Source organism: Streptomyces sp. NPDC002088, from assembly GCF_040296605.1.
GTDB lineage: Bacteria > Actinomycetota > Actinomycetes > Streptomycetales > Streptomycetaceae > Streptomyces.
In genome coordinates this window covers 1-24413 of the sequence record NZ_JBEOXO010000049.1, presented here as the reverse complement: position 1 = coordinate 24413, position 24413 = coordinate 1, and the positions used below count along the sequence as shown (strand labels likewise).

The 24413-nt window shown below is 68.5% G+C and carries 23 protein-coding genes and 5 pseudogenes; 18 read left to right on the top strand and 10 right to left on the bottom strand.

Annotation, left to right across the window (positions count from 1 at the left end):
• Positions 1–141 precede the first annotated feature (141 nt).
• From ABT114_RS47835 to ABT114_RS47810, 6 genes and pseudogenes are all read left to right on the top strand, one after another.
• Positions 142–1250 (top strand): annotated as a pseudogene (locus tag ABT114_RS47835) (hypothetical protein).
• 69 nt (positions 1251–1319) lie between these two features.
• Positions 1320–1787: a hypothetical protein gene (locus ABT114_RS47830; RefSeq protein WP_351152980.1), complete on the top strand. Its 468-nt coding sequence runs from the start codon at positions 1320–1322 to the stop codon at positions 1785–1787.
• 153 nt (positions 1788–1940) lie between these two features.
• A complete protein-coding gene (locus ABT114_RS47825) occupies positions 1941–2702 on the top strand; it encodes a DEAD/DEAH box helicase family protein (RefSeq protein ID WP_351152978.1) in 762 nt (253 codons plus the stop codon).
• Positions 2680–3255: a hypothetical protein gene (locus ABT114_RS47820; RefSeq protein ID WP_351152975.1), complete on the top strand. Its 576-nt coding sequence runs from the start codon at positions 2680–2682 to the stop codon at positions 3253–3255. Before ABT114_RS47825 ends, ABT114_RS47820 begins: the two co-directional genes overlap by 23 nt.
• A gap of 45 nt (positions 3256–3300) precedes the next feature.
• Positions 3301–3456, top strand: a complete 156-nt coding sequence (locus ABT114_RS47815; protein ID WP_351152973.1) for a hypothetical protein — start codon at positions 3301–3303, stop codon at positions 3454–3456.
• An 887-nt stretch (positions 3457–4343) separates the two neighbouring features.
• On the top strand, positions 4344–4682 hold the full coding sequence (locus ABT114_RS47810) for an HIT domain-containing protein (RefSeq protein ID WP_351152970.1): 339 nt from the start codon (positions 4344–4346) through the stop codon (positions 4680–4682).
• Positions 4683–4703: 21 nt separating this feature from the next.
• Here the strand turns inward: ABT114_RS47810 and ABT114_RS47805 are convergent, their stop codons facing one another.
• Both ABT114_RS47805 and ABT114_RS47800 read right to left on the bottom strand, forming a co-directional pair.
• Positions 4704–5804, bottom strand: a complete 1101-nt coding sequence (locus tag ABT114_RS47805; RefSeq protein WP_351152967.1) for a UDP-N-acetylglucosamine--N-acetylmuramyl-(pentapeptide) pyrophosphoryl-undecaprenol N-acetylglucosamine transferase — start codon at positions 5802–5804, stop codon at positions 4704–4706.
• Between the two features lie 156 nt (positions 5805–5960).
• Positions 5961–6725, bottom strand: a complete 765-nt coding sequence (locus ABT114_RS47800; RefSeq protein ID WP_351152964.1) for a formylglycine-generating enzyme family protein — start codon at positions 6723–6725, stop codon at positions 5961–5963.
• 36 nt (positions 6726–6761) lie between these two features.
• Here ABT114_RS47800 and ABT114_RS47795 point away from each other — a divergent pair, with 36 nt between their 5' ends.
• The 4 genes from ABT114_RS47795 (at position 6762) to ABT114_RS47780 (ending at position 11407) form a co-directional block, all read left to right on the top strand.
• On the top strand, positions 6762–7724 hold the full coding sequence (locus ABT114_RS47795) for a TniQ family protein (RefSeq protein ID WP_351152961.1): 963 nt from the start codon (positions 6762–6764) through the stop codon (positions 7722–7724).
• A 159-nt stretch (positions 7725–7883) separates the two neighbouring features.
• Positions 7884–8510 (top strand): recombinase family protein, encoded by a 627-nt coding sequence (locus tag ABT114_RS47790; RefSeq protein WP_351152958.1) that lies wholly within the window; start codon positions 7884–7886, stop codon positions 8508–8510.
• A gap of 91 nt (positions 8511–8601) precedes the next feature.
• Positions 8602–8919, top strand: coding sequence for a trypco2 family protein (locus ABT114_RS47785; protein WP_351152955.1), 318 nt, complete (start codon positions 8602–8604; stop codon positions 8917–8919).
• Position 8920: 1 nt separating this feature from the next.
• Positions 8921–11407 carry a tetratricopeptide repeat protein gene (locus tag ABT114_RS47780; protein ID WP_351152952.1) on the top strand — a complete coding sequence of 829 codons (2487 nt, stop codon included), beginning with the start codon at positions 8921–8923 and terminating at the stop codon, positions 11405–11407.
• A gap of 103 nt (positions 11408–11510) precedes the next feature.
• Here ABT114_RS47780 and ABT114_RS47775 read toward each other — a convergent pair.
• Together ABT114_RS47775 and ABT114_RS47770 are read right to left on the bottom strand one after the other, a co-directional pair.
• Positions 11511–11588 (bottom strand): annotated as a pseudogene (locus tag ABT114_RS47775) (VOC family protein); the annotation flags it as partial.
• Between the two features lie 202 nt (positions 11589–11790).
• The gene (locus tag ABT114_RS47770; RefSeq protein WP_351152949.1) at positions 11791–12186 is read right to left on the bottom strand and encodes a VOC family protein; all 396 of its coding nucleotides are present in this window, start codon (positions 12184–12186) and stop codon (positions 11791–11793) included.
• Between the two features lie 173 nt (positions 12187–12359).
• On the opposite strand from ABT114_RS47770, the pseudogene ABT114_RS47765 reads away from it, so the two are divergent.
• A pseudogene (locus ABT114_RS47765) lies at positions 12360–13185 on the top strand (HARBI1 family protein).
• 73 nt (positions 13186–13258) lie between these two features.
• Here ABT114_RS47765 and ABT114_RS47760 read toward each other — a convergent pair.
• A complete protein-coding gene (locus ABT114_RS47760) occupies positions 13259–13507 on the bottom strand; it encodes a hypothetical protein (RefSeq protein ID WP_351152946.1) in 249 nt (82 codons plus the stop codon).
• Here ABT114_RS47760 and ABT114_RS47755 point away from each other — a divergent pair.
• Positions 13506–13730: a hypothetical protein gene (locus ABT114_RS47755; protein WP_351152943.1), complete on the top strand. Its 225-nt coding sequence runs from the start codon at positions 13506–13508 to the stop codon at positions 13728–13730. The genes ABT114_RS47760 and ABT114_RS47755 overlap by 2 nt on opposite strands.
• A 341-nt stretch (positions 13731–14071) precedes the next feature.
• Here ABT114_RS47755 and ABT114_RS47750 read toward each other — a convergent pair whose 3' ends face one another.
• On the bottom strand, positions 14072–14845 hold the full coding sequence (locus ABT114_RS47750) for an IclR family transcriptional regulator (RefSeq protein WP_351152940.1): 774 nt from the start codon (positions 14843–14845) through the stop codon (positions 14072–14074).
• Between the two features lie 475 nt (positions 14846–15320).
• Here ABT114_RS47750 and ABT114_RS47745 point away from each other — a divergent pair, with 475 nt between their 5' ends.
• The 6 genes from ABT114_RS47745 (at position 15321) to ABT114_RS47720 (ending at position 20924) form a co-directional block, all read left to right on the top strand.
• Entirely contained in the window at positions 15321–16343 is a 1023-nt protein-coding gene (locus ABT114_RS47745) for an ABC transporter substrate-binding protein (RefSeq protein ID WP_351152937.1), read from the top strand.
• A 9-nt stretch (positions 16344–16352) separates the two neighbouring features.
• On the top strand, positions 16353–17351 hold the full coding sequence (locus ABT114_RS47740; protein ID WP_351152934.1) for an NrtA/SsuA/CpmA family ABC transporter substrate-binding protein: 999 nt from the start codon (positions 16353–16355) through the stop codon (positions 17349–17351).
• 92 nt (positions 17352–17443) lie between these two features.
• Positions 17444–18250: an ABC transporter permease gene (locus tag ABT114_RS47735; RefSeq protein ID WP_351153009.1), complete on the top strand. Its 807-nt coding sequence runs from the start codon at positions 17444–17446 to the stop codon at positions 18248–18250.
• Positions 18247–18975, top strand: coding sequence for an ABC transporter ATP-binding protein (locus tag ABT114_RS47730; RefSeq protein WP_351152933.1), 729 nt, complete (start codon positions 18247–18249; stop codon positions 18973–18975). Before ABT114_RS47735 ends, ABT114_RS47730 begins: the two co-directional genes overlap by 4 nt.
• Positions 18975–19838 carry an ABC transporter substrate-binding protein gene (locus tag ABT114_RS47725; protein WP_351152931.1) on the top strand — a complete coding sequence of 288 codons (864 nt, stop codon included), beginning with the start codon at positions 18975–18977 and terminating at the stop codon, positions 19836–19838. Before ABT114_RS47730 ends, ABT114_RS47725 begins: the two co-directional genes overlap by 1 nt.
• 12 nt (positions 19839–19850) lie before the next feature.
• A complete protein-coding gene (locus tag ABT114_RS47720) occupies positions 19851–20924 on the top strand; it encodes an LLM class flavin-dependent oxidoreductase (protein ID WP_351152929.1) in 1074 nt (357 codons plus the stop codon).
• Between the two features lie 50 nt (positions 20925–20974).
• Here ABT114_RS47720 and ABT114_RS47715 read toward each other — a convergent pair whose 3' ends face one another.
• The 4 genes and pseudogenes from ABT114_RS47715 to ABT114_RS47700 form a co-directional block, all read right to left on the bottom strand.
• A complete protein-coding gene (locus tag ABT114_RS47715; RefSeq protein ID WP_351152927.1) occupies positions 20975–21391 on the bottom strand; it encodes a hypothetical protein in 417 nt (138 codons plus the stop codon).
• Between the two features lie 156 nt (positions 21392–21547).
• Positions 21548–21682, bottom strand: a complete 135-nt coding sequence (locus tag ABT114_RS47710; protein ID WP_351152924.1) for a hypothetical protein — start codon at positions 21680–21682, stop codon at positions 21548–21550.
• 353 nt (positions 21683–22035) lie between these two features.
• A pseudogene (gene tgmC, locus ABT114_RS47705) lies at positions 22036–23245 on the bottom strand (ATP-grasp peptide maturase system methyltransferase).
• Positions 23229–24059 (bottom strand): annotated as a pseudogene (locus ABT114_RS47700) (MvdC/MvdD family ATP grasp protein); the annotation flags it as partial. The pseudogenes tgmC and ABT114_RS47700, both read right to left, overlap by 17 nt.
• Positions 24060–24413 lie beyond the last annotated feature (354 nt).

Here is a 24413-nt window from a genome sequence, read left to right as displayed (position 1 = left end):
CTGCCGCCATGGGCGACAGCCTGTTCGCGCTGGAGCTGATGTTCCACGCCGTGGAGCTCCGGCCCCGCGACGGACGAAAAAGTATGTTGGCTGGCCACCACCAGGCTGCGACGATGCCCCTGTTTCCCCAGCGGAGGACATTTGTTCGTTTTCGTGTGTACGGGGTGCGGCGCCGAGTTGACCGCCCCGCTGTCCCAGGTCGCCCTGCCGGTCCACGCCCGCCAGAAGTACGGGAACGGGGTTCAGCTCCCGGTACTCATGGAATCAGGCACGTTCGCCGTGGACCCGGAGCCTTCGGGGCCGCCGTGGCGCAGGTGGGAGGAGATCGACCCGGACGAGGCAGCGGCCCGCGGCATCTACGCGCCGGTCTACGCCTTGTCCGACGGCGCGCCCGGCGCGATCGTCATCGCACCCGGCGATACCCGCGGCACGGTGCTGATCCCGGAGAAACGCGGCGGCGCCTGCTGCGGTATCGACGGGGCCGACGGCCCCAACATGGCCTGCGAAGTATGTGGCCTGACCGTGGCGAGCAGGATCGACGACTGCTCGCTCTGGCAGGCAGCGTGGCTCGCCCCCAACGCCATACGCCGCCTCCCCGTCGATGGCGCCGAGGACGCACCGCTCTCCTGGGCGGAGCTGATGGACAACGGGAAGGGCACACCCCCGTTCGAGCCCATGACCATGACGTGGGGATCGCGGCTGGGCTTGAACAACTTCTGGTCCTGAGCCCGCAGTGGGAAGCTGCCGCAGGCCGGGCACTCGCCCACCTGCTGGCAGCCTCGGAAGGCCGACCGGTGACCGTCCCGGACGGCCTGATCCAGGAAGTGTTCCAACCCGCCCTCGACACCTTGCTGCCCGCGGGACTGCCGACGCGGCGGGCCGTCCTGGCAGGACCAGGACGGCCCGCCCCCGACACGGACGCCGACATCCTCTTCGTACCGACCCATCCGCAGACAGGGGAGACCTGGACCCCGGCCGGCCCGGCCGCCTCGGCATACCTCGTGCCGCTGCCATTCGGGATATGGCTGTGGCTGGCCTACCCCGAGCCATATCTGCCCATCCCCGCGTCGGGCAGCATGCCCGACGGCGTCTTCCGTGACGACCCGCCCGCGCCGCGCCCTAATCACCTGTTCTGGGTCGACCGGGGAGCGTTCCAGCACACCCTGGCCCGACTGCCCGCCGTCCGCACCCCGTGGCTGCGCGAGATCCTCGAGAACCTCACGCAGCACATACACGCCCGCATCTTCTAACGCCGCGACCGGGAAGGTCCGCCGGGTTGAGTACGCTCAGCCCTGCTGCAGCGGACGAGGAGGGCGCGCATGACGCGAAGACCCCCGATAGGCGAGGCCGTGGGACTCCTTGAGAGCGAACTGAGGGCCGGGCGGCGGGCGCTTGCCTACCCGGATACGGAAGATGCCTGGCTCGCCTTCCTACGCTTTGGCCGACGGCTGTTCGACGTCCCGGACACACCCGATGCGGATGGCCTCCTGCTCCAGTACGGGACCCACTCGTTTGACGGCCCTCCCACATTCACGCTGGACCTCGCCCGGCAATTCGAGATCGCCGACAGCAACGACAATTACGACCACTACGTGCAGGTCCACTGCGAGCTTCGATACAGACCCGCACCCGCCCTGCAGGCCCTTGGAAGCTTCGACTCGTGGTTCTTCCACGGCACCCGAGACGATCTCGACGAGTGGGCCCAACGACTGAGCGAGAGAGCAGCCTGGACAACGATCCGCATGCTCAAGCCCACCGAGATCAGGCTGTACCAGGAGCAGGTGTAGTCGGTCAGGCAGGTTCGGCAGGTGCCCGTGTGGGCCACCTCAAGTACGGGAGGATGGACGTGACCGTTCCGCCGTGAGTTGAGGTTGTACCCGATGCCTTCCAGCCCCGAGCCCACGGCCGCTGCGACGCCCCCGACTGCCCCCGCTCGTCGCGTGTTGCGGCCGGATCAGTGGGCCGCAGTTGAGTCGGCGGTACGGCATCTGAAGAACCCGGGCTCGCGCGGGCACATCGTCTCCGCGTGCGGGACGGGCAACAAGACGCTGATCGCGCTGCGCACCGCCGAGGAACTGGACGCAGCGCGTCTCCTCATCGCGGTGCCGTCCTTGGATCTAATCGGCCAGTGGACCCAGGCAGCCCGCGCTGACGGCCGCCGGGAGCCGATCATGGCGGTCTCCTCGCTGCAGGCGGACAAGCATCCGCTGCTCAACGAGGCGGGTGCGGTGAGTACGGGCTCGGGGGAGTACCTGGCGTACTGGCTCGCCCAGCGCAGGAAGCGGCGTGAGCGGGCGATCGTGTTTGTCACGCTCGATTCCCTCCCCAGGATAGAGGAGACCCAGCACACGGTCTTCCCTGTCCCCGTCTTCGACCTCCTGGTCGTGGACGAGGCACACCGCACCGCGGGCAGCTGGGACAAACAGTGGACGATGATCCACGACCAGACCCGGATCCTGGCCGACCGCCGCCTCTACCTGACCGCGACCCCCTACGAGTGGGAAGCCCCCCGCCTGACCGAGGCTCCCAACACGCGCCCGCAGCCCAAGCGCACCGCGACTACCGCCCCCGTCTGGGAAGCCCCATCCCTGATCGCGTCGATGGACGACGCGAAAGTCTTCGGCAAGCGCCTGCACACCTACTCGCACGCGGACGCGATCGAGGACGGCATCCTCACTCATGGGAAGACGAGACGACAGTGACGAGGCATACGTAGTCGGTCTGTGTAATGAAGTCCTTCGTGAGACAGCCTCGACCCAGCACAAGTTCGACTGGCTGCAGGGGGATCCTGGGCAGAGCGGCCGACGCGCGAAGCTGTCCGTCGACGCCTACTGGCCCGGCCACCAGCTCGTGGTCGAATACCGGGAACTCCAACACGACCAGCCGATGCCTCACTTCGACAAGCCGGACAAGCTCACCGTCAGTGGTGTCCATCGTGGCGAGCAGCGGGCTCTGTACGACGCCCGCCGTGAGGCCGAGATTCCCGCTCAGGGACTGCGGCTGGTCGTGATCCGCTCGGCGCACCTCGACGCGGACGGACGAGGGCGGCTGCGCCGCAACAAGGAGGCCGACCTGTCGGCGCTGCGGAAGATCCTGGCACGCGGCAGCGACGAGGACCGGGTGACCGATGCTTTCCGCATGTGGCTGCTCAGCGAAGGCTGGACACCGCTCGATCCCACCGACCGTTGGACTGACCTCGAAGCCGTGCGTGGTGATGAGCGGCTGATCTGCGAGGCCAAGGGCCGCACCAGGTAGAGGGGCATCGACGCCGACATCGCCTACGGCCAGCTGCTGCGCCGCATGACGAGCCAGGAATCCAAGACTCGGTACGCACTGGTTGTGCCGTCCTTGTCCGTCAAGGCCATCGAACGGGTTCCCGTCCACATCCGCGGGCTGCTGCGCATTGACGTGTACGAGGTGACGGACGACGACCTGGTCCGCAGGCTTGTGGCGTAGACATGCAGGCGGCCGGCGAACGGACGGTCTGGCCCGCCGCACTGTCGCCCATCGTCCCGCGGACGGGTGCGGCTCAGATCGCCACAGGGCAGCCAGTGATGGGGCAGCGACCGTCCCGGGGGCCGGTCTATGCCGGAGGGAGGTCGTTGAGGTTGATGATGGTGTAGGCGCGTAGGCGGCGGATCCTTTGGGGGGGGTGAGGTACCAGCGCAGGCCGGGGTGTCCGTGGGGCAATGCGTCCTGGTCGGTGGCGGGGAGGGCTTGCAGGCCGCCGTCGGTGTATTGGTAGAGGGTGCCGATGACGCCGTAGAGCGGGGCGCTTTGGGCGAGGAACACGGTCGGCCGGCCCTGGGGGTGCGGGCACTGCTCGGCCGCGATCCGGGCGTGGTGGATGCATACCGGTGGCTGGGCGGTGGGCACGACCGCGTCGTTGGGGTGTACCTCGTCCGGCCCGGCCAGGAACAAGCAGCCCTCGTCCGTGCGGGCGGGCTGGGCGCAGACCTGGCAGCGCAGTTGTTCCATGCATTCGCGCTGCATCGAGGGATGCACCATCCGCCAGCGCGGCCGACCGGTGGGCAGGCTATCGGTGCCGATGCTCTGGGAGCAGCGTCCCCACAGCACGCCGCGCAGGTCCCGGTCGTCGGGCGTCTCATCCCAGTAGGCGAGTTGCAGGCGCCCGTCGGGGCCGCGGATGCCGTTACCGAAATTGTGTACGGGTGAAGAGAATTGCTGTGACCTCAGTGCTCGCCTGTAGCCTGAGCGCCGATTGGTGCCGCTGGGGGCCCGGCTCGGGTAGTACGCCGTGCAGCTGATATCGGCGCCTTGGCGACCGAACTGCTCTAGGGATGGGTGGCATTGTGACTGCATCGCCGTCGACTGCCGAAAAGGTGTCGGACTTCTACTGCGACGAGGCGCTGTCCGGGAACACGCCGGTCAATGTCGTGGAGGAGACGGAGACGGTGCTCGCGTTCGAGCACACCCGGCCCAGTTACCCGGTGCACATCGTGGTGGTGCCGAAGGCGCACACCCCGTCCTTGGTCGACCTCGGCGATGGCGGTGAGGAGCGGCTGATGGATGTGCTGCGTGTCGTCCGTTCGGTGGCTGCGCGGGTGCGCGAGGAGCACGGTGCTGCCTGTGTCGTGACGAACGAGGGCGAGTATCAGGAGTCGAAGCACATGCACTGGCACGTGCTGTTCCGGGGCGAGCTGCCGGAGGGCCGGCTCTGACGGCCCGCCCCGGTACCGGGTTCAGCGCCTAAGAGGGCGTCGCGGGCGGGCCAAGCGCAGCGTCCGGGTGGCGATGTCCCGTGCGACTCGGTGGATCTGCTGCGGGTCGGGCTCGGGTCGGGTTGCCTCCAGCCGGGGAAGCAGCTGCTCGCAGGCGGCCACGATCGGCCGGCCGTCGGCGAGCAGTTCGTCGTCCGGTACGACGACGCAGGTCGCGCGTCGGGCGTATGCCTTGGCGTTGTCCAGCTGGTCGCCGCGGCTGACGGAGGCCGGCAGGGGGATCAGGACGGCGGGCTTGTCCAGGGCCTCCAACTCGGCGAGGGTGGTGGCACCGGCCCGCCCGATGACGAGATCGGCCAGCCACAGGGCGTCAACCATGTTGTCGTGCAGGTACTCCAGCTGCCGGTATCCGGGGACGGAATGCAGCTCGGGGTCGAGGTTGCCTCGGCCGGTGATGTGGACGACGGTGAAGAGGGCGGTCAGGGCGGTCAGCTGCCGGCGGACGGCCATGTTGATGCGGGTGCTGCCGCTGCTGCCACAGAAAATCAGCAGCACCGGCGGGCCGGCCGGGATGCGGAGCTCGGCGCGCAGCTTCTGCGGTCGGCCTTCGGCGAGGTCGTCGCGCAGAGGCAGACCGGTGACGACGGCCTTGCGCTGCAGCCACTGGGGGAGGCCCTGGCCGGGTTCGGCGAGGAACACTGTGTTGGCCAGGCGCGCCAGGATGCGGTTGGCCAGGCCGAGGGAGTGGTCGGACTCGTGGATTGCCAGCGGCACCCGGTTCAGCCAGGCCGCGATTCCTACCGGGACGGAGACGTAGCTGCCTTTGCTGAAGACGACGTCGGGTTGCTCGCGTCGCATCGCCCGCCATGCGGCGAACACCCCGCGGATGACGGTGAAGGGCATGACGGCGTTCTTCCAGGAGCGGTAGCGCTGCAGACCGGCGGAGGGGACGGGGGCGAGCCGAATACCGGCCTTGTCCGCGAGGTCGGCTTCGATGCTGCCGTCGCGGCCGAAGTACACCAGCTCGTCGACATTGGCGCGGCGTAGCTCGGCTGCGACGGCCAGCGCGGGGACGACGTGGCCGGCGCTCGCGCCGCCGGTGATTCCGACCTTGGTAGTCACCGGGAAACGGTAACAGGAGGCGCCGGATTCAATTCGCGGCTGACCTTTCACTGTTAAGGATTTCCTCTCAGCTGTGTGTGACGGGGGGAACCTTGTTGAGGTGAAATGAACGGGTCTGCCGGCTGCGGCACTGGGATGGTCGGCGACTGTAGGAAATCAGGCGGTGTCGAAAACGATCCGGAAACCGAGATTCACGTTGCGGTCGTCGGGAAATGAGAAGTGCCTGTTGTCGCACCGTCCGTACCATTCCGGATAGGAGTACGAGCCGCCGCGGATGACCCGGCCGGCGGGGAGCGTCCGGCCCTTCCAGAGCGATGAGGCCGGCTTCGTGGTGGGCCCCTGCGGGTCGGTGACGTCAGCCTCGTCGGGGTAGGGGGCGTACCAATCCCTGCACCACTGCCACAGCACTCCGTTCAGCCCGTGGAGGCCGTGCGGGTTCGCCCGCTTGGCCGCAGCGGTCCAGCGTGCGAGGAACGCCTCGGGCCAAGTGCGGCTCGTGTGCTTTCGCTCGGGCACACAGCCGGATCCGCAGGGCGTTGTGGCCGAGCAGCCGGCTCGGATGGCGAACTCGAACTCGGCCTCGGTGGGTAGCCGGTAGGCGCGGCCGTCGCGTCGGCTGAGCCAGGAGCTGAAGCCGAGCGCGTCGTGGAAGGAGACGCCGACCACCGGCACATCCGCGCCGTGGACGTTGGCTTCGCTGAATCGCGGGCCTGGCTTCCAGTCGCCGTCCCAGATTTCCAGTTCCGGGTCAGAAGTGCTGCCGATCGCGTCGAGGTAGGTGCGGTACAGGCCGGTGGTGACGGGGGCGGTCTGCCAGTGGAGGGTTTTGGTGATGTGGACGTGCTGGTGGCGGCCGTCGCCGAGCATCCGGGAGAACGCGCCGGGCGGCACGGGCGTGAAGGCTGGGGTGGTGCTCTGCACGCTGTCTCCGGCGTCGAACTCGCCCGGCTGCGGGCGATGACGCTGGCGGGCTGGGAGCCGTGGCTGTTCGACACACTCACCGTGCCGATCGATCAGACACAGCCGATGTTCGACGCCTATGTGCGGGACCACTCCGTGCTCCTGGCCCCGGGCGAGGCCGGTACCAACCAGGTCAACCGCTGGAAGCGCTGGCCGGGCCCGTGGCTCGGATGGTCGCTGCAGCGGGCCTGCCCGGTGTGCGCCGCCGACCCCGACCGCGGGCGGGCCCTGATCTGGCGGCTGCCGCTGATGACCGGCTGCGTCGAGCACGGGTGCCGCCTGGAAGGAGCCACCGCGGTCGATACCGCCCTCGCCCTCGGCCATGAGGGGCCGGGACCGACGCTGTTGGCCGAACCGCTGGCCACCGTGGATCGCTACACCTACGAAGGGCTCACCACCGGACGGGTCACCCTCCCCGGCCGCACCGTGCACGCCGGGGTGTGGTTCCGGCTGCTGCGCTCGCTGCTGGACGAGGTCAGCCTCTCCCTGACGGGCCGCAGCAGTCACGGCCGGGCCACGCTGGAGCACGTCTGGGAGGCCACCGGCCGAGAACAACGCGCCGGACTGACCACCTGGCGGCCCTACGAATACCTGGCGCCCGAGGTCCAGGAGGCGATGCTGCATGCCGCTGGCACCGCACTGAACCTGGCCGCCAAAGGGACCGTGATCGCCTGCGGCCGTCTCGCCTCGACCCTGCGTCCGGAGCACCGCCACGTCTACGACGGCGACCGGTCCGCACCGCACCGCAGCTCCTGGCAGGAGGCTATGGATCAGATAGAGACGGCGCTTGCTCTGGCCCGCACCGACCGCGACGCTGCCCGCCAGCTTCTGATCCTGCTCACCCTTGGCTGCCGCACCATCAACCGGTTCGAAGAAGAACGCGCCTTCCTGTTCGGTGCCGGCGTCCCCGCCGACTTCCTGCCCAGCGCCCGCGATCTCGGCCGCACCGATCTCACCTGACATCCGTGTTCCACATCCTTGGAAGTGGAACAGGGCACCCGATGCGCCGTCAGGATGTCGGCGTCCTGCGGCGATTCCCTCGCCAGCCGTTCCGTAAGTCGTCCCACAAGAAGTGTTCCGAAAGGCCCGCACAGAGACGACTTCCGGTACGGTACGGCCATGGCAACCGGCCAGCGGCACCCCGCCCCAGGACTTGAACTCGCGTACGCCCGGGTTTCCACCACCAAGCAGAGCTTGGAACGCCAACTGAACGCCCTCGGGGCAGCGGGCATTCCGGATGAACGGATCTACGTCGACAAGAAGAGCGGAGCCACCGTCGAGCGCCCCGGCCTGACCGATCTGCTCGCCTACGCCCGGCCCGGCGACACGATCGTGGTCTACACCCTCGACAGGCTCGGAAGGAACCTGCGCGAAGTCCTCAGCCTCGTCCACGACCTCAAGGAGAAGCAGATCGGGGTCCGGTCACTTGCCGACCCCCTGCCGATCAACACCGCCGACGAGGGCATGGGCCGCGTCGCCTTCCTCCTGCTGGCCCTGTTCGCCGAGATGGAACGCACCTTCACCGCCGAACGGGCCGCCCACGCCCGCGCCGTCGCCGAGGCCGCTGGCCGTCGCATCGGTCGCCCCGTCGCTCACCCAGCCGACAAGATCGAGTACGCCAGGCTCCTGAAGCATCAGGGCAGCAGCCTTGGCCAGATCGCGGCCAAGACCGGAATCCCCAAGACCTCACTCCACCGCTATCTCACGGAAGCAGAACCTGTCGCCGCACCGCTCGGAGACTCGTGATGACCTTCGCCTTGCACTCGCAGCAAGTTGAGATCGCTCACCGGGGCTGGCGCCACTCATCTCTGAATCTCACAGTCGACGGGGAGTAGCTATGGCGACGATCGGGTTGGCCGCAGCCATCGAGGAGCTGAGGCAAGAGCTCTACCAGGCCCAGACCCGGGGGGCGCAGCAGCAGTTCGCCTTTCAGATCGAGGAAGCCGAACTGGAGTTGCTGCTGGAACTGCGCATTGACGGCAAGGGCGAGGGGAAGCTGCAGTTCGGGGTGGCGACCGTGGGCGGGGGCGGAGCGCACTCCTCGGTCCGCGGGCACAAGCTGACGCTGAAGCTGCAGGTCAAGGACCGGGCCACGGGCGGAGCCAACCCCGAAATCGGTCGCCGGCAGTCCGGCTCTTGGAATGACGAGGGCTGAGTTGGACCGTCGAAGACTGGCTCTGATCCGTAGTGGTGACGCTGATGGGTTCCGCCGCGTCGGTACCGGCTATCTGATCGGGCCCCGCCTGGTACTGACGACCCGGCACGTCGTCGAGGAGAGCAAGGGCATGCCATGGGCGCAGATCGATGTGCGTGTGGGGCACCCCCAGGACCCCGACGTACACCGTTGCATGGCATCGGTACGCTGGACTAACCCGGAAGAACGCGATGTTGCTTTGCTGCTGCTGGACGACGAGGTCGTCGTGCCCGGAATGGTTCGCTGGGGCCGTCCCATCGGCAACACCCCGCTGTCCTATGAGGGTCTTGGGTATCCTTCGGCGACCTTCAGGGACGGGCAGCACAAGGTGGAGCACCTGCGGGGGAAGCTGCCTCCTCAGGCCGGCGGTGTCGGCGCCCAGGACCTGTATGTCCTGGACCAGGAGTCTGCGCCGGACATGCGTGGGGATGGCGAGCAGGCCTGGTCCGGAGCTTCCGGCAGCGCGGTCTTCTGCCAAGACCATCTCGTCGGTGTCGTCATCCACGATGACCACGCGTTCGCGAACCGCCGCCTGCACGCCTGTCCGGCCCGAACCTTCACCGACGACCCTGCATTCACTGAACTCCTGCAACGCTTCGGCGATGGCCCTATCGGGCTGGTCGATATCACAGCAGAGGAAGCCGACTCTGCGGGTGGATCCTATCCGTCGATCGACGGCGGGCCCGGTTATGTCTGGATGGGCAGCTGGGACGGGGCCGCGGACATCTTGACGCAGAGTGGGGTGCCGGGTGGTCATGGAGCCCCCTTCGGCGACGCCCGCCTGGACAGCCTGGCGGAATCGCTCTCCCGTGCAGTGGATGCCCTGGAGACGGATCTCGCCCGGAATATCGCCGAACGACTCACCCTGCGCGCTGTCCATTTGTTCGGAGAGGGTGACCCCAGGACGCTGACGGCGCGCCACTCCCTCGCATTCTGGACCGGACATTCCGGCCGCCCGATTCCCGCTCTCCGGCTGACGGAAGAACTCTACGAGGACTGTCTGGAAAGCCTGGGCGCCCGCGACCTGCTCACCCGTCTTGCCTACCTGCGCCTCGCTCTGTGGACGGGGTACATCGGTGACTGGCACGAGGCCCGCCGCCTCTACGGGGTCGTGGTGCACCAGGAGAGGAACGGGGGTGACGCCGACGACCGTCTCCTTCTCCTGGCCAAATGGGGAAGGGCCCGCGCACTCGGCCGCTCCGGCGCCCGCGCGCACGCCTACGAAGAACTCGACGAGCTCTTGCCTGAGGTCATCGGCATCTACGGTGAACACCACCCCGCGACATTCGGCGCGAGAATCGCCCATGCCTGGGCCGCTGGACGGGCAGGAGAATCCGGTCGCGCCCTCGGCCTCCTGACCGCGCTGGCCGAGCAGGTGAAGGAGTGGCTTTCCGAGATCCATTGGATCACGCTGCACGTCACCGTGTCACAGGCCCATTGGCTGTGGCGCACCGGCCGTGCGGAAGAGGCCCTGGTCATCGCCAAGGACGCCAGAGCGAAAGCCTCCGCCTTGTTCGGCATGTACGACCCGCTCACCCTCCTCGCTCTCGAAACCCAGGCGATTGCCCTGTGGGGCGAGGAGCCGGACAAAGCAACGGAGTACTTCCGGCAGGTGGCTGATTTCCGTGAACGTTCCCTGGGCGCGATGCACCCGGAAACGCTCACAGCGCAGAGTAATCTCGCTGTCGCACGTGCGGTCACAGAGGGAGCCCTGATGGCGCTCGCGCTGCTGCAGAAGGTGGTCGCGGGAACCAAGCAAGTGCTCGGTACCGACCATCCGGAGACACTACGAACGGTGGAAAACCTCGCCTACGCGTACTCATCCCTGGGCCGTACGCCACCGGCGCTCATTCTTCTCCGCGATGTCCACGACGTTTTGCGGCGCACCCTTGGCCCCGCGCACGAGGAAACAGCACGCCTGGCCGCGACGCTCAAGGTGCTGGAGGAACAGCTCATCTCGGAAGACAACGACGGACTACCCTCCTATTACCACTACAACCTTGGCAGCGAGGGGGGAGGGGCCGCAAGCGACCGTCAGCTGAAGGGGCAAATCGTCCCCGTTGAATGGGGCTCACAACGGAGCGTCGGTGAGGACGACTCCGGAGACCGAGACGGTCAACGAGTTCCATTGACCAGCAGCGGCCCCGTCCACGGTCCTGATGTCCTGCGGGTCCTCGCCGATCTCCCGGTGAGTACGTGGCGCTATACGGAAGAGGACGAGGAGATCACCCATCTCGGGCCGATGGCCCAGGACTGGCACGCGCTCTTCGGGCTGGGTTCAGATCGACGCCGTATCGACATGGTGGACGCGAACGGTGTGGCAATGGTTGCCATTCAGGCCCTCGTCCGGATGGTCCGGGACATGGAAGCGAAGATCACCACCCTGGAGCACAGGATTGCGGAACTGTCTCCGGACACGCCGCCGGACGACTGTGCCCCAGACTCCTAGCTCTGCCCCCAGAGGAAATGTCCGGTCGCAGCGAACCGAGTTGCGCATCGATCCGTCTCAACGAATCCAGTCGCCGCAGGTCAACCGGCTGTGCATAACCCGCGCCTTCCGGGTCGGCCATCACCGTCCAGGGAGCGTCGCCCCGGCCCACATCGGCGGGCGTCGCCCCGAGCTCCTTCAGAGGTCAATTCACGGACGCGCGCAGGTGACTTCGGACATCAGCGCAGCCGACTCCGAAAATGACAGGCTTCTTGAGGGGCCGTCATGCCCCGGATGTTGTCACAAACGATTCTCAGAAGTACCCCGAACCCGTCTTTGAGTGAGGTCTTCTCGGCAACGTGATAGTTGCGGTGTGTGACGGGGTGCGGGTGCCCGCTCGCGGTCTAGTTCTGCGGTGCCAGGGTGCGTAGGACGCAGAACTCGTTGCCCTCGGGGTCTGCCATGACCACCCAGTTTCGGTCTGAGCCCTGGCCCACATCCGTCTTGGTGGCGCCGAGGCCGAGCAATCTGGTTACCTCGTCCTCGGTGCTGCCGTCGATCGGGCTGACGTCGAGGTGAAGCCGGTTCTTCACGGTCTTGCCCTCGGGCACCTGGATGAACAGCAGGGTGGGCGGCATCTGGCGGGCCCGAACATCCTCGACGGTCGGCACCCAGGAGCCGATCTCGACCTTGCCCTCGCTCCGGTCGATCACCTTGAAGTCCAAGACCTCGCACCAGAAGGCCGCGAGCCTCTCCGGATCATGGCAGTCAACGGCCAACTCGGTGAACCTACTTGTCATGACTCTCCCAGATAGTGCGGACGGTGCTCAGAGTATGCCGCCCGTCCGACAGATCCGAGATCCTTTTGACTAGGGACATCAGACGGGCTTGACCTGGCATCAGATACGCGAGAAGCCCCTGGTAGGAACAGGTCTGCGAAGAACAGGTTCCGGGTACCGAGAGGCTTCACGCATTGACCAGTATCACCTACACCGGCGTGCTCGATGTCAGCCGGGCCACTGCTGAGGCCCTCGCGAAGCTGCTGCTCGAACACCGCGAGCGTCTCGGGACCCGCAAGGGCACCCGCGCCCTGGGGCCGTTCAAACAGAGCGTGTTGATCCTGCGCTGGTTCCTGGACGGTACCCGGCTGACTCAACTCGCCCGCGACAACTGGATCTCCGTCCCGACGGCCTACCGCTACCTCTACGAAGGGCTGACCGTGCTTGCCGACCACGCACCGGACCTGTCCACCGCACTGGAGCGCGCGACCGCGGCCGACTTTACACACCTTAACCTCGATGGCACCGTCATCCGTACCGATTGCGTCGCCGCCCCCCGGCCCGAACAAGGCAGACCTGTGGTGGTCGGGCAAGCACAAGCGCCACGGCGGCAACGTCCAGGTCATTTCCGCATCCGACGGCTGGCCGCTCTGGGGCTCGCCGGTCCGGCCCGGCCGCGAGCACGACACCACCTGCGCCCGTACCCACGGCCTGATCGCCGCCCTGAACAGGCTCGCCGACACCCTCGACATCCCCACCCTGACCGACCTCGGCTACCAGAACGCCGGGGCCGGCCTCCGCGAGCCGGTCAGAAAACCCAAGGGCGGCGAACTCACTGACGAGGTCAAGGCGTTCAACTCCGTCATCCGAGGCGTCCACGGCGTGGCCGAGCGCGCCAACGCCCTGCTCAAGGTGACCTTCAAGGCTCTGTGCAGGGTCAGCCTCGATCCCAAGGCGATCATCCGGATCACCCTCGCCGCTCTCGTCCTGCTCCAGATGGAACACGGCGGCACCAGCTGAACGAAGATCACGAACCGTCATGAGACGTTACCGAGAAGGGCTCATCTATTAACTGCCGCCAGGGGCACCGAAGTTACGGCCAGGGCCGCATACCGCGACAAAAGCGCGCTCGCAGCGTGGTGGTGAACTTCCCGTCGGCCGGCTTGCGCAGCCAGCCCCGCTCGGCGAGCCGGTTCAGCTTCGAACGCAACGCCTCCGCACGGGCCGGCTCGGTGGACATCCCCGGCTCGCCGCAGACCTGCTTGACCGTGACCGGCGTATCCGCCCACCGCACCACCTCCATGATCCGCTGGTAGTTCCCGGGCAGGACCGTCTCGTCCATGCCGCGCTCCCGCTGCGGTACCAGCAGCACCACATGGCCCGCGACCTGCCCGGCAGCCCGCGGAAGCGTCCCCTTCCCGCTCCGCTTCCACGGTCACCTGCTCGGCCAGCCGGCGCGCGACCCTCTCGGCAACAGCGAGTTCCTCCAGCTCGTCGCGCACCTTTTGAAGCTGCTGGCTCAACTTCTCAGCCCGCGCCTCCAGTTCAGCCCGGCAGGGCCGTGATCAGCTCACGAAGGTCCGGTCCCGTATCCCTGGCTTACACCTGACGCACCTCCCGCCCGGATCGTAGGGACGGGCACCCCGCTCACGCCGGGGAATCCTCGCAACCGCGACCAACGACATGGCAGACGATCTTGCTCTCCGGCAACGGCCTGCGACCAGAACGAGAACACGACCGGAGCCTCTCGGTTCCCCGCGCGAACGCACAGGCCGCCACGGTGAAGCCCCGCATGACGTCTACGACCAAGCCACCGACGGAGTCTCGGCCGGTTCTGGGATGCAGGCGAACCGGAAGCGCCGGGGCACTCCGGAGTCCCCGTCGGCCCCGGAACGGTTCGGTGCCCTCATGGCATGACCGCGGATCTGCGCTCGGACGGAGGCAGCAGGAGTATTTCCAGGGCGCGGGCGCATGCGCGGGCCTGGGTGAGGAACCAGTCCATGCGGTCCGCCGTGATGACGTCCGGTGTGGCGCGGACGGCCAGTGCGAAGCGCGCGGAGTCCGCGTGATCGAGTACGGGTATGGCGAGGGTGCGGATTCCGTACGCCGACTCGCCGTCGTTGAGGGCGTGCCCGTCGCTGCGCACCCGTTCCAACTCTTCTGCGAGACGTGAGGGCTCGACGATGGTGCGGTCCGTGAACGCGGGCAGCGCCGGCAGAGACTCCGCACCACCCTCGCCGGGGCGGGGCCAGGCGAGGAGTACCTTGCCGAGTGCTGTGGAGTGCAACGGTCTGCGCAGGCCCACCTTCGGCGTGACGGACCCGCCCGCCACGATCACCGCATGTGGACCGCTGCGCAGAGCCAAGTCGGCCGTTGCGCCGGTGCGTTGGGCCAGATCGGCCAGCTCGGGTGAGACCAGGTGAAGTCCGCGCTGGTGGTAAGAGAGGCGGCCCAGTTCGGTGACGGCGGGCCCCAGCCGGTAGCGGGCGGTTCGCGCGTCCTGCTCCAGGAAGCCCGCGCCGAGCAGGGTGCGGGCCAGCCGGTGCGCGGTCGACGTGGAGAGGTCGAGGCGGCGCGCGATCTCCGAGGCGCTGAGATCGGGGGCGTTGTCGTGGAAACAGTGCAGGACGTCGAGGGCGCGCCGTACCGCCTGCGCGCCTGGCGGCGGGGCCTGGGTCATGCGTGGGTCCTCCCATAGCTCCGGCTCCGGGGCGGGCTCCTGTTCCGTTTTCGGCTCCGGTTCGGTTCCGGTTCCGCCTCCGGTTCCGCCTCCGGATCGGCACCGGTTCAGGCCCGGAGATTCCCACATTACGGCATACCGAAGAGGTCCAAGTCCTTCTCTGAAACGCTCCGTTCACACTCGTTCCCACATCATGGCAAGCGACTTGCCGGAGCATCCGAGCCCATGTCAGGCTGCGTTCACTCCGTCGGGCCGTCCGACGGGAAGCCGCAGGAAGGGAGTAGTGCGATGTCCGACGCCGCCGCTCCGCCTGCCTTCACCGCGCGCCGCCACATCGACCTGGGGCGCGTCTCCAGCATGTCCTGTCGCTGAGCCCTCGTACGGTCCGGCCGCGTCACGGCGGCCGCCGCGCCAGCCGACCGCGTGCCTTCACCGCCTCGCCCGCTGCGAGGACAAGACCTTCCTGGAAGAGTCCATGACGCATACCCCTGTGCCCGAAACGCTGTGGTTCACCCGCTGTCCCGTGCCCACCGCGACCGGAATCGCCGCCGACCGGCGCTGGCTGACGGCGGAGTTCGCACCCGACGGCATCACCGTACGGTCCCTGCAGGACGAGGCACCCGACATCGGCGCCACGACCAGGCAGACCCACTACACGCACGCCCTGCCCGGACTGTTCCGCGAGGGCGGGAACGTGCCCGCGCTGTGGGCCCGCTCGAGCGGCGAGCCCACCCGCCTGATCGGTCTCACATGGATCGAGGAACGACAGACGATCCTCGTCGCACCGGGCTCCGGCATACGCGACGCCGCAGCTCTGCGCGGTCAGCGCCTCGCCGTGCCCAAGCACACGATCGCAGTCGACTTCTGGCGGGCCATGGCGCTGCGCGGTTTCGAGGGCGCGCTCGCTTCCGCCGGACTCACGTTGGATGACGCCGCGCTCGTCGACGTACCGGCGGACGGTCATACGGGGCAGTGGGCCGCGGAACTCGAAGCGCTGCGGCGCGGCGACGTGGACGCGGTGTACGTCAAGGGCGCACTCGCAGTCGAAGCGGCCCGGCGTGCCGGTGTCGAGGTCGCCGTCGAACTCGACGAACTGCCCGACCGCAGGCACCGCGTGAACAACGGCACCCCGCGACCGATCACCGTCCACCAGAGTCTGCTCGATGACCACCCCGACCTCGTCGACCGCTTCCTCGCGGTGCTGCTGCACGCCGCCGACTGGGCCGCGGACCGGCCGGAGGACGTCGCCCGCATCCTCGGCGCCGAGACCGGAGCCGGCGCCGAGGGCGTTCAGGGCGCCTACCGGCCCGGCACGCACCGCACCCTCCACCCCGATCTGTCGGAGGAACGCCTCACCCTGCTCGCCCAGCAGGAGCACGCCCTGCGTGTGCACGGCTTCCTTCCCGAACCCGTCGACGTGCGCGCCTGGGCCGACCCCGAGCCACTGCGACGCGCCCGTCTCCACCCCTCCGTCGCCCCGTCCAGAACGGACACATAAGGACCCGCCATGCGCATCCACCGAATCACCCCGGCCCTGCTCGCCTCCGTCGCCGCGCTCGCCGCCCTCACCGGCTGCGGTACCTCGGAGGCCGACACCGGAGCCAAGAAGGACGAGGTCACCGTCCGCATCCCGGACCCCGGCAACGCCGGAGTGCTTGCCCTCGGCAAGAAGGACGGCTCCCTCGCCAAGGCCCTGTCGAAAGTGAACGCCAAAGTCGCCTGGACCGGCAGTGCCGGTCCCTTCGCACCCGCGGCCCAGGCCCTGAACGCGGACCAGCTGGACATCGCCACCGGCTCCATCACCTCTGGCATCACCTCCCTCACACAGACCCCCGGATTCAAGTTCTTCACGGCCACCGAGCCGGACCCCCTCGGAGAGGGCATCCTTGCCAAGGGCGGCTCCGGCATCGACTCGGTGAAGGACCTGGTAGGCAAGAAGGTCGCCGTCAACCAGGGCGGCACCGGCGAGTACCTGCTCCTCAAGGCCCTCGCCAAGGAGGGGATCCCCGCGAGCAAGGTGGAGCGGGTCTATCTTCGTCCCGACCAGACCGCCGCCGTCTTCAACGCGGGCAAGGTCGACGCCTGGGCCGTCTGGGCGACGTACTCCGTGGCCGAACTCGGCACCGGCAAGGCGCACTTCATCGCCGACGGACAGGCCATCGGCTCCGACAACTACAGCCTCACCGCGGTCCGCACCGGCTTCGCGGACAAGCATCCCGAGGTCGTCAAGGCGCTCTACGACTACCTGCACGACGGCAGCGCGAAGGAGAAGAAGGACCCGGCTGCGTACCTGAACGTCAACACGGACGCCGGACCCCAGGCGCTGAACGGCGAGGCCAAGCGCATCCAGATCGAGTTCACCGGCAAGGGCGGAACCGTCGACGCCATCAGCGACGCCGACATCAAGCGCTTCAAGGACGTCGCACGCTTCTACGCCGAGCAGAAGGTGACCCGGACCGAGGTCGACATCGCCGCCCACCTCATCGACGTCGAGAAGCTGTCGTGACGGCCACCCATGAAGAGCTGACCCACAAAGGATCGGCCCACGACGAACCGGCTCCTGAAGAGCCGACCCATGCTGGACCGGATCACGAGGGACTGGTCGTCCCGCGCGCTCCCGTGCGCCGGCCCCGCTCCCGGACGTACTCGCTGACGGTACGCGCCCTGGGCCCGCTGGTGCTGCTCGCCCTGTGGTGGGCTGCCTCCGCCACCGGCGTGCTCACCCCCGACGTCCTCGAGTCACCCGCCGGCGTCGTCCGGGCCGCAGGCGAGCTGTGGGGCAACGGCCAGCTGCCCGACGCGCTCGCCACCTCGCTCACCCGCTCCGGAATCGGGCTGCTCATCGGCGTGACCGCGGGCCTGACTCTCGGTATCACCACCGGCTTCACACGCCTGGGCGACGAACTCCTCGACTCGTCGCTGCAGACCCTGCGCACCATCCCGTTCCTGTCGCTGGTCCCGCTGTTCATGGTGTGGTTCGGGATCAACGAGATCGCCAAGATCCTGCTGATCGCCGTCGCCACCACCTTTCCGATGTACGTCTCGGCCTCCAGCGGGGTGCGCAACACCGACCGCAAACTCGTCGAGGCGATGAGGAGCTTCGGGATGAGCCGGCTCGGGATCGTGCGCGAGGTCGTCCTGCCCGGCGCCCTGCCGTCGCTGCTCGCCGGTCTCCGGCTCTCCATGACCCTCAGCGTGATCGCGCTGATCGCCGCCGAGGAGATCAACGCGACCGCCGGAATCGGCTACTTGATGGCCCAGGCGCAGAGCTACGCCCGCACCGACATCCTCGCGGTCTGCATCCTCGTATACGGGTTGTTCGGCCTGATCGCCGACGGGATCGTGCGGCTTCTGGAACGGGTGCTGATGCCCTGGCGTACAGCGGGACAGGGGGCGGGCCGATGAGCACCGCCGTACAAGTCCGCGCCCTGCGACGGGTCTTCGGGGAGCGAGCAGTACTCGACGGGCTCGACCTCACCATCGCCAGAGGCGAGTTCGTGGCGCTGCTCGGCGCGAGTGGCAGCGGAAAGACCACGCTGCTGCGGATCCTTGGGGCCCTGGACGGCTCCGACGGAGGAGAGGTCCTGGTCCCTCAGGCCCGGACCATCGTCTTCCAGGAACCCCGACTCGTGCCCTCGAAGCGGGTACTTGCCAATGTGACCGTCGCGCTGCCGCGCGGCCAGGCGGAGCGCGGGCGGCGCGCCCTCGACGAAGTCGGGCTCGAGCGGCATACCCGGGCCTGGCCCGCCACCCTCTCGGGCGGCGAGGCGCAGCGCGTCGCACTCGCCCGCGCCCTCGTCCGTGAGCCCGAACTCCTCCTGCTCGACGAGCCGTTCGCCGCCCTCGACGCCCTCACCCGTCTCAAGATGCAGGACCTGGTCGGGGAGCTGTGCCAGGTGCACCGTCCCGCCGTGCTCCTCGTCACACACGATGTCGAGGAGGCCGTACGCCTCGCGGACCGCGTCTGCGTCCTGCGCGACGGCCGGCTCGTCACCGACGAGCCCGTCACGGTGGACCGCCCGCGCGATCCGGGCGACCCCGCCTTCACCGCCCTGCGCCGACGACTCCTGAACGATCTCGGCGTGCACCTCGCCGAGCCTGCCGACCATCCCAAGACCGGAGTGATCTGATGACCATCACCATCGGCGTGCACAACAGCAACCCGTCCCTGTACTACCTCTCGCGTCTCGACTACGCGGCCGAAGAACTCGCCGCCGTCGGCGAGACGGCCGCCTTCCACACCTACACCAACGGCGTCCGCACCGGAGAGCTCCTCACCCAGGGCGTGATCGACTTCGGCGGCACGGGCTCGACTCCGCCCGTCACCGCCCAGGCGGCCGGGCACGACATCGTCTACACGGCTGTCTCGGCGCCGCGCCCCGACCATGGCGCGCTCCTCGTCACCGAGGACGGCCCGGTGCGCACCGTCGCCGATCTCAAGGGCGGCACCGTCCATCTCGCGATCGGCTCCTGGCAGACCCATCTGATCGCCAAGGCGCTCGACGACGCGGGACTCTCGTACGCCGTCGACATCACCGCCGTACGCAGCGACGAGCACAGCGAGAAGCTGCTGCGCTCCGGGCAGGTCGCCGCCTGGGTCGCGCAAGGCCCGCAGCTCGCCGCCGCACGCCGTGCCGGAGGCCTCCGCGTGCTCGTGCCCACCGACGACGTCATCACCGACCGCTCGGTCTTCTTCGCCCGCAGGGAACTGGCTGAGGAGCGGCCCGAGGTTGTCGAGGCGCTGACCCGGGCCCTGCACCGGGCCGACGCCTGGGCCGAGACACACCCGCGCGAGGCTGCCGAGATCGCAGCCGAGCACCAGGGCGGCACCGCGGACGACTGGGAGACTGCTCTGCGCTCGCTGCCCTGGCGGATAGAGGGCGTGAGCGACGCGTTCCTCGCCGAACAGCAGGAGGCCGCAGACATCTTCCTCCGCACCGGCTTCATCGAGCGCCCGGTGAGGGTCGCCCGTGCCGTCGCCCACAAGGCCTGAGGAGTACGTGACATGGCCTCCGAAGTCCTCTGGTACATCATTCCGCGCGAAGGCGCCTACCCCTGGGAGCCCGCTGGCCGCAGGCCCGTCGACCTCGGCTACCTCCAACAGCTCGCCGGCGCCGTCGAACGCCTCGGCTTCACCGGCGCGCTGCTCGCCACCGACCTGTACGACGTGTGGCCGCTCGGCAGCGCCCTGTCCGCCACCACCAGCACCCGCTTCAAACCGCTGCTCGCCGTCCACCCCGGCCTGATCTCCCCGACGCTCCTCGCCAAGATGGCGCTCAGCTTCGACACCCTCTTCGGCGGCCGGCTGCGCTTCAACGTCGTCAACGGCTCGACGAAGACCCTGCGCGAATACGGCCTCCAGGTCGAGCACGACGAGCGCTACGAACTCAGCGCCGAATACTGGTCGATCGTGAAGCGGCTGACCGCCGGCGAGATCTTCGACCACAAGGGCCGCTTCTACGACCTCAAGAACGCGGGCGCGTCGTTCCGCGACCTGAAACCGGTGCAGGCCCCGCACGTCCCGCTCTGGTTCGGAGGCTCATCGGAGCCCGGCATCGAGATGGCCGCCCAGCACGTCGACGTCTATCTGACCTGGGGCGAACCGCCGCACCTGCTCAAGGAGAAGCTCGACCGGGTACGCGAGCGCGCGGCCGCATACGGGCGAACCCTGCGCATCGGGCTGCGGCTGCACCTGATCGTCCGCGACACCGAGGACGAGGCGTGGGCCGCCGCCGACCGGCTCCTCGACGTCACCAGCGAGGCCACCTACGCGCGCCAGCTCGGCGACAGGGCGGGCGAGGACGGCGTCGGCTGGCAGCGCCAGTTCCGCCAGCACGGCGGCAGGGTCCCGGCACGCGCGCGTGAACTCGAGGTCCATCCGAACCTCTGGCCCGGCATGAGCCTGTTCCGGCCCGGCCCCGGCACCGCCGTCGTCGGCTCCACGTCCCAGGTCGTCGAGCGCCTCAAGGAGTACGAGGACCTCGGTGTCGACACCTTCATCCTCTCGGGCAACCCGCTCCTGGAGGAGGCCTACCGAGTGGCCGAGACGGTACTCCCGGCGCTGGGAATCCGGGCGTGACACGCACGGTGACGTCTCGCATGACGCCGCTTGCTCACCGCAGCCCGATGTCACTCCCGCCAGTCGAGCTGGTGTTCGGGAGTGCCGACGGAGCGGCCGTACGCGATCGCGTCGGCGCGGCCCGTCTCGTCGCCGCGCCGATAGCGGAAGACCTTGCCGGCGAAGACGACCACGCGTACGTCACCGTCCGCGAAGTCGGAGTACCAGCCCTTCTCCGCCTCCAGGGACGCCGCGAGTGCCTCGGCGAGGCCGGTGACGTCGTTGGTGTCGGTCTCGTACTCGACGATGTTCAGACGGATGGCTGGGTGGCGGCCGCGCTCGATGAGACGTCGAGCCGGCTGATCCTGCGGATCTGCAGGCCGTGCGGATCGAACACCGCTCTGGTTCGCAGGCTCTCGCCGATGACATATCCAGTGATCACAGGGTGTCTCCCTCGAGTGTGGCCGGCCTTGCCGCCGTACTGGCACGCCAAGCTTGACTCGAGGCGCTGCGGCAGATCGTCGTGCAGAACTACTACCGCGACGCGGCAGGCCGTCTGCGTTGGCGCACCGCCGACGACGGCGGTCTGTCGCCCTCCTCCTTGGCAATCGTCTCCGCCTACGACACCACGGCGCGTTACGTCGTCACGGGCACATCATCAGCTGGAAGCAGTTCGCCGCGTATGTCACCCAGACGTGTGCCTCCAACAGCGCCAACGTGATCTGGTACGTGGCCACCACTTCGGCTGCCACGAACGACGGCCAGGCCCTGCCCGGCATTCACACCTGCCTGGCGCGTCGTGGGCTGCTGCCTGCCGAGCACCTGGTCGCCGGCGGCTACGCCTTTCTGGTCCACCTGGGACGAGCCGCCCGCGAACACCAGATCACCGTCAGCGGGCCACTGGGGGCTCCCGTCCGCCGAGGTGGGAGCGTGTCGCGGACGGGGCGGAGTTGCGCTCTCATGGGCACCGAGGGGCACCCCCGGGTCGCCCCCAAATGCCCCCAGGCGATGCCTCGGTGCAGGGAGGGCCTGGTTCGGGGTGATCTGCGAGGGAGTAACTCCCTTCCGAGTTCTGGAGCGAGAACTTCGCCCCTCCACGGGGGAGAAGGCGGGGTGCTGCTGGGGTGCGGGGTCAGATGAGGCGGTGTTCCCACCGGAGGGATTGCTGGTCGCCGATCCAGTGGTTTCGGCCGTTGGTGGTGATCTGCTGTCCGCCGATCCAGTAGGTGTGTGCTTGCTTGGTGATGTGGAGGCGGACGCTCGCGATGTCGGGGCTTCCGGCGTTCTGCCAGGCGGTCAGCGTCTCCTCGACGGCGTCCCACAGGGCCACGGGGCCGCCTTGGCGAATGGTCCAGCCGGAGGTGTCCTTGGTGAACGCGGCGAACGACTCGCGCTCGGCGTCGAAGAGGTACGGATTCTGCGTACCGTCGCCGGCTGTGGCACGAACCAGCTGTGCGCCGGGGGCGGTGAGCTGGGCCAGGAAGGAGGGCATCCACTCGTCCAGGAGGGCGGGCGGGATCTTGGCGGGACGTTGGGTGTCCGCGTAGGCGGTGCGGGCGGAGAGATCCCCGGCCAGCGGGACGAGGGTCTGCGCTCGGGCGTGCATGAATGAGGAGCGGCCGATGATCCGGCCCTGGGCCGAGCCGTCGTCGTTCACGGTGACCTTGGCCAGGCCCGTGCCGTAGGGCCAGGAGCCGACCGTGGCGAGGATGATGCCGTCGGGCTTGGTCTGGCGGACCCAGGCGTACGGGATACGGCGTACGGCGCAGGTGGCGATGACGCGGTCGTAGGGCGCTCGGGCGGGGTGGCCGAGGAGTCCGTCGCCGGTCACGGTCCAGGTGGAGTGTCCGGCCTTTTCGAGGGCGGCATCCGCGCGGGCGGCCACCTGGGGGTCGACCTCGATGGTGGTGACGTTGTCCTCGCCGAGGCGGTGGCACATGAGGGCGGTGGAGTAGCCGGTGCCGGTGCCGATTTCGAGGATGTTGTGGCCGTCGGCGACGTCGAGATGTTCGAGCATGCCGACGACGGTGGTGGGGGTGGTGGACGACGACGTGGGTACGCCGGTCACGGGGGTGTCTGCCTCGTCGGCGGTGAGGTGGCCGTCGAGCTGAGTGGCCAGCGACTCGTCGCGGTAGGCGATCTGTGCCCACTCCTTCGGGGGGCGTGCCGAGCGCGGTCACTGGCTGCCAGCGTTCGCCGTCGACCGGCAGGAACACCCCCGGGTGCAGGAACAGTTCGCGCGGTACGGCCTCGACCGCCGACCGCCACGGTGAATCCCGGCGCAGGACTCCGGACGTGGTCAGCCGGTCGGCGAGCGCACGGCGTTCAGGGGCGGTGTCCATCAAGTTCTCCTTGGATCAGCAGATCTGCAATTGCGGCGGACATCTCCAGGCCGGTCTTCTCCTCCAGCCAACCCCACTGGCCGTTCGGGTTCAGCTCCAACCAGTGGAATTCACCTTCGCTGTCCAGGGCGAGGTCGAAGGACCCGGAGGCGAGGCCGAAGTGCTCCAGGACGCCGCGAAGGGATTTCACCAGGCGCTCGGGGAGGTCGACGACGCTGTACGAGAGTGCGTCGTAGTCGGTGCGCCAGTCCAACAGGCCGGAGTCGATCCGGACGGCGAAGACCCGGCGGCCGACGATCAACACCCGCAGGTCGGCGACCTTTTCGACGCGGGCCTGGAACAGGTGCGGGGCGGCGCGGAGGGTGTCGTCGATCTCGTCGGTGGCCACCGGTTCGGCCCATGAGGTCATGGGGACGCCGTCGCGTTCGTACGGCGTCCACCGCAGCGTCTTGGCGATGACCGGGCCGTACGCGGCCGTGAACTGACGGGCCTTGTCCGGGTCGTTGGTGACCAGGGTGGGCGGTACGGTCAGCCCGAGGCGCTGGGCGACGGCGAGTTGGGCGGGCTTGTAGTCCGCGGCGGCCTCCCGGAGGGGGTGGTTCACCCACAGGGGGCCTTTGAGGGCGTAGAGGATGCCGCCGAGTCCGTAGCGGACCTGTGCGGCAGCGTAACGGGCGTCGTCGGCCTCCAGGTGCTCGAAGGTCGGCCAGATGGGACGGCGCCAGTACACCGCCCGGAGGCGCTCCAGATCCGCGGTTCTCGACGGGGTACGGAGCTGCCCGACCACAGGGGCCGGGCAGACACCGAATCGCGAACCCGGCGGCGACCGGGATCAATGGGAGCGCGAGCAGGCCCGGCACCGGGCTGCCGAACGCCAGCAAGCCGGCCACCAGCAACACGATCGCCGCGACCACCGCAAACACGAGCCAGCGCATCTGGCGCGCCTCGTCGCCGCGGGCGCGGCGGATCCGCGCCACGATCGCGACAGTCCACAGCACGAAGTTATCTGGAAGAGCAGGTAGCTGTACTGGGCGTACTCCCATACGCGGTCCGCCACGTCCCCGCCAGGCACTTCCAGCGGGTGCGCAGCAGCCAGCCCCATCCGGTCGTACTCCACCGGCCACAGCGCCGACACCACCGCGAGTACGGCCGCGATCGCCATCATCGC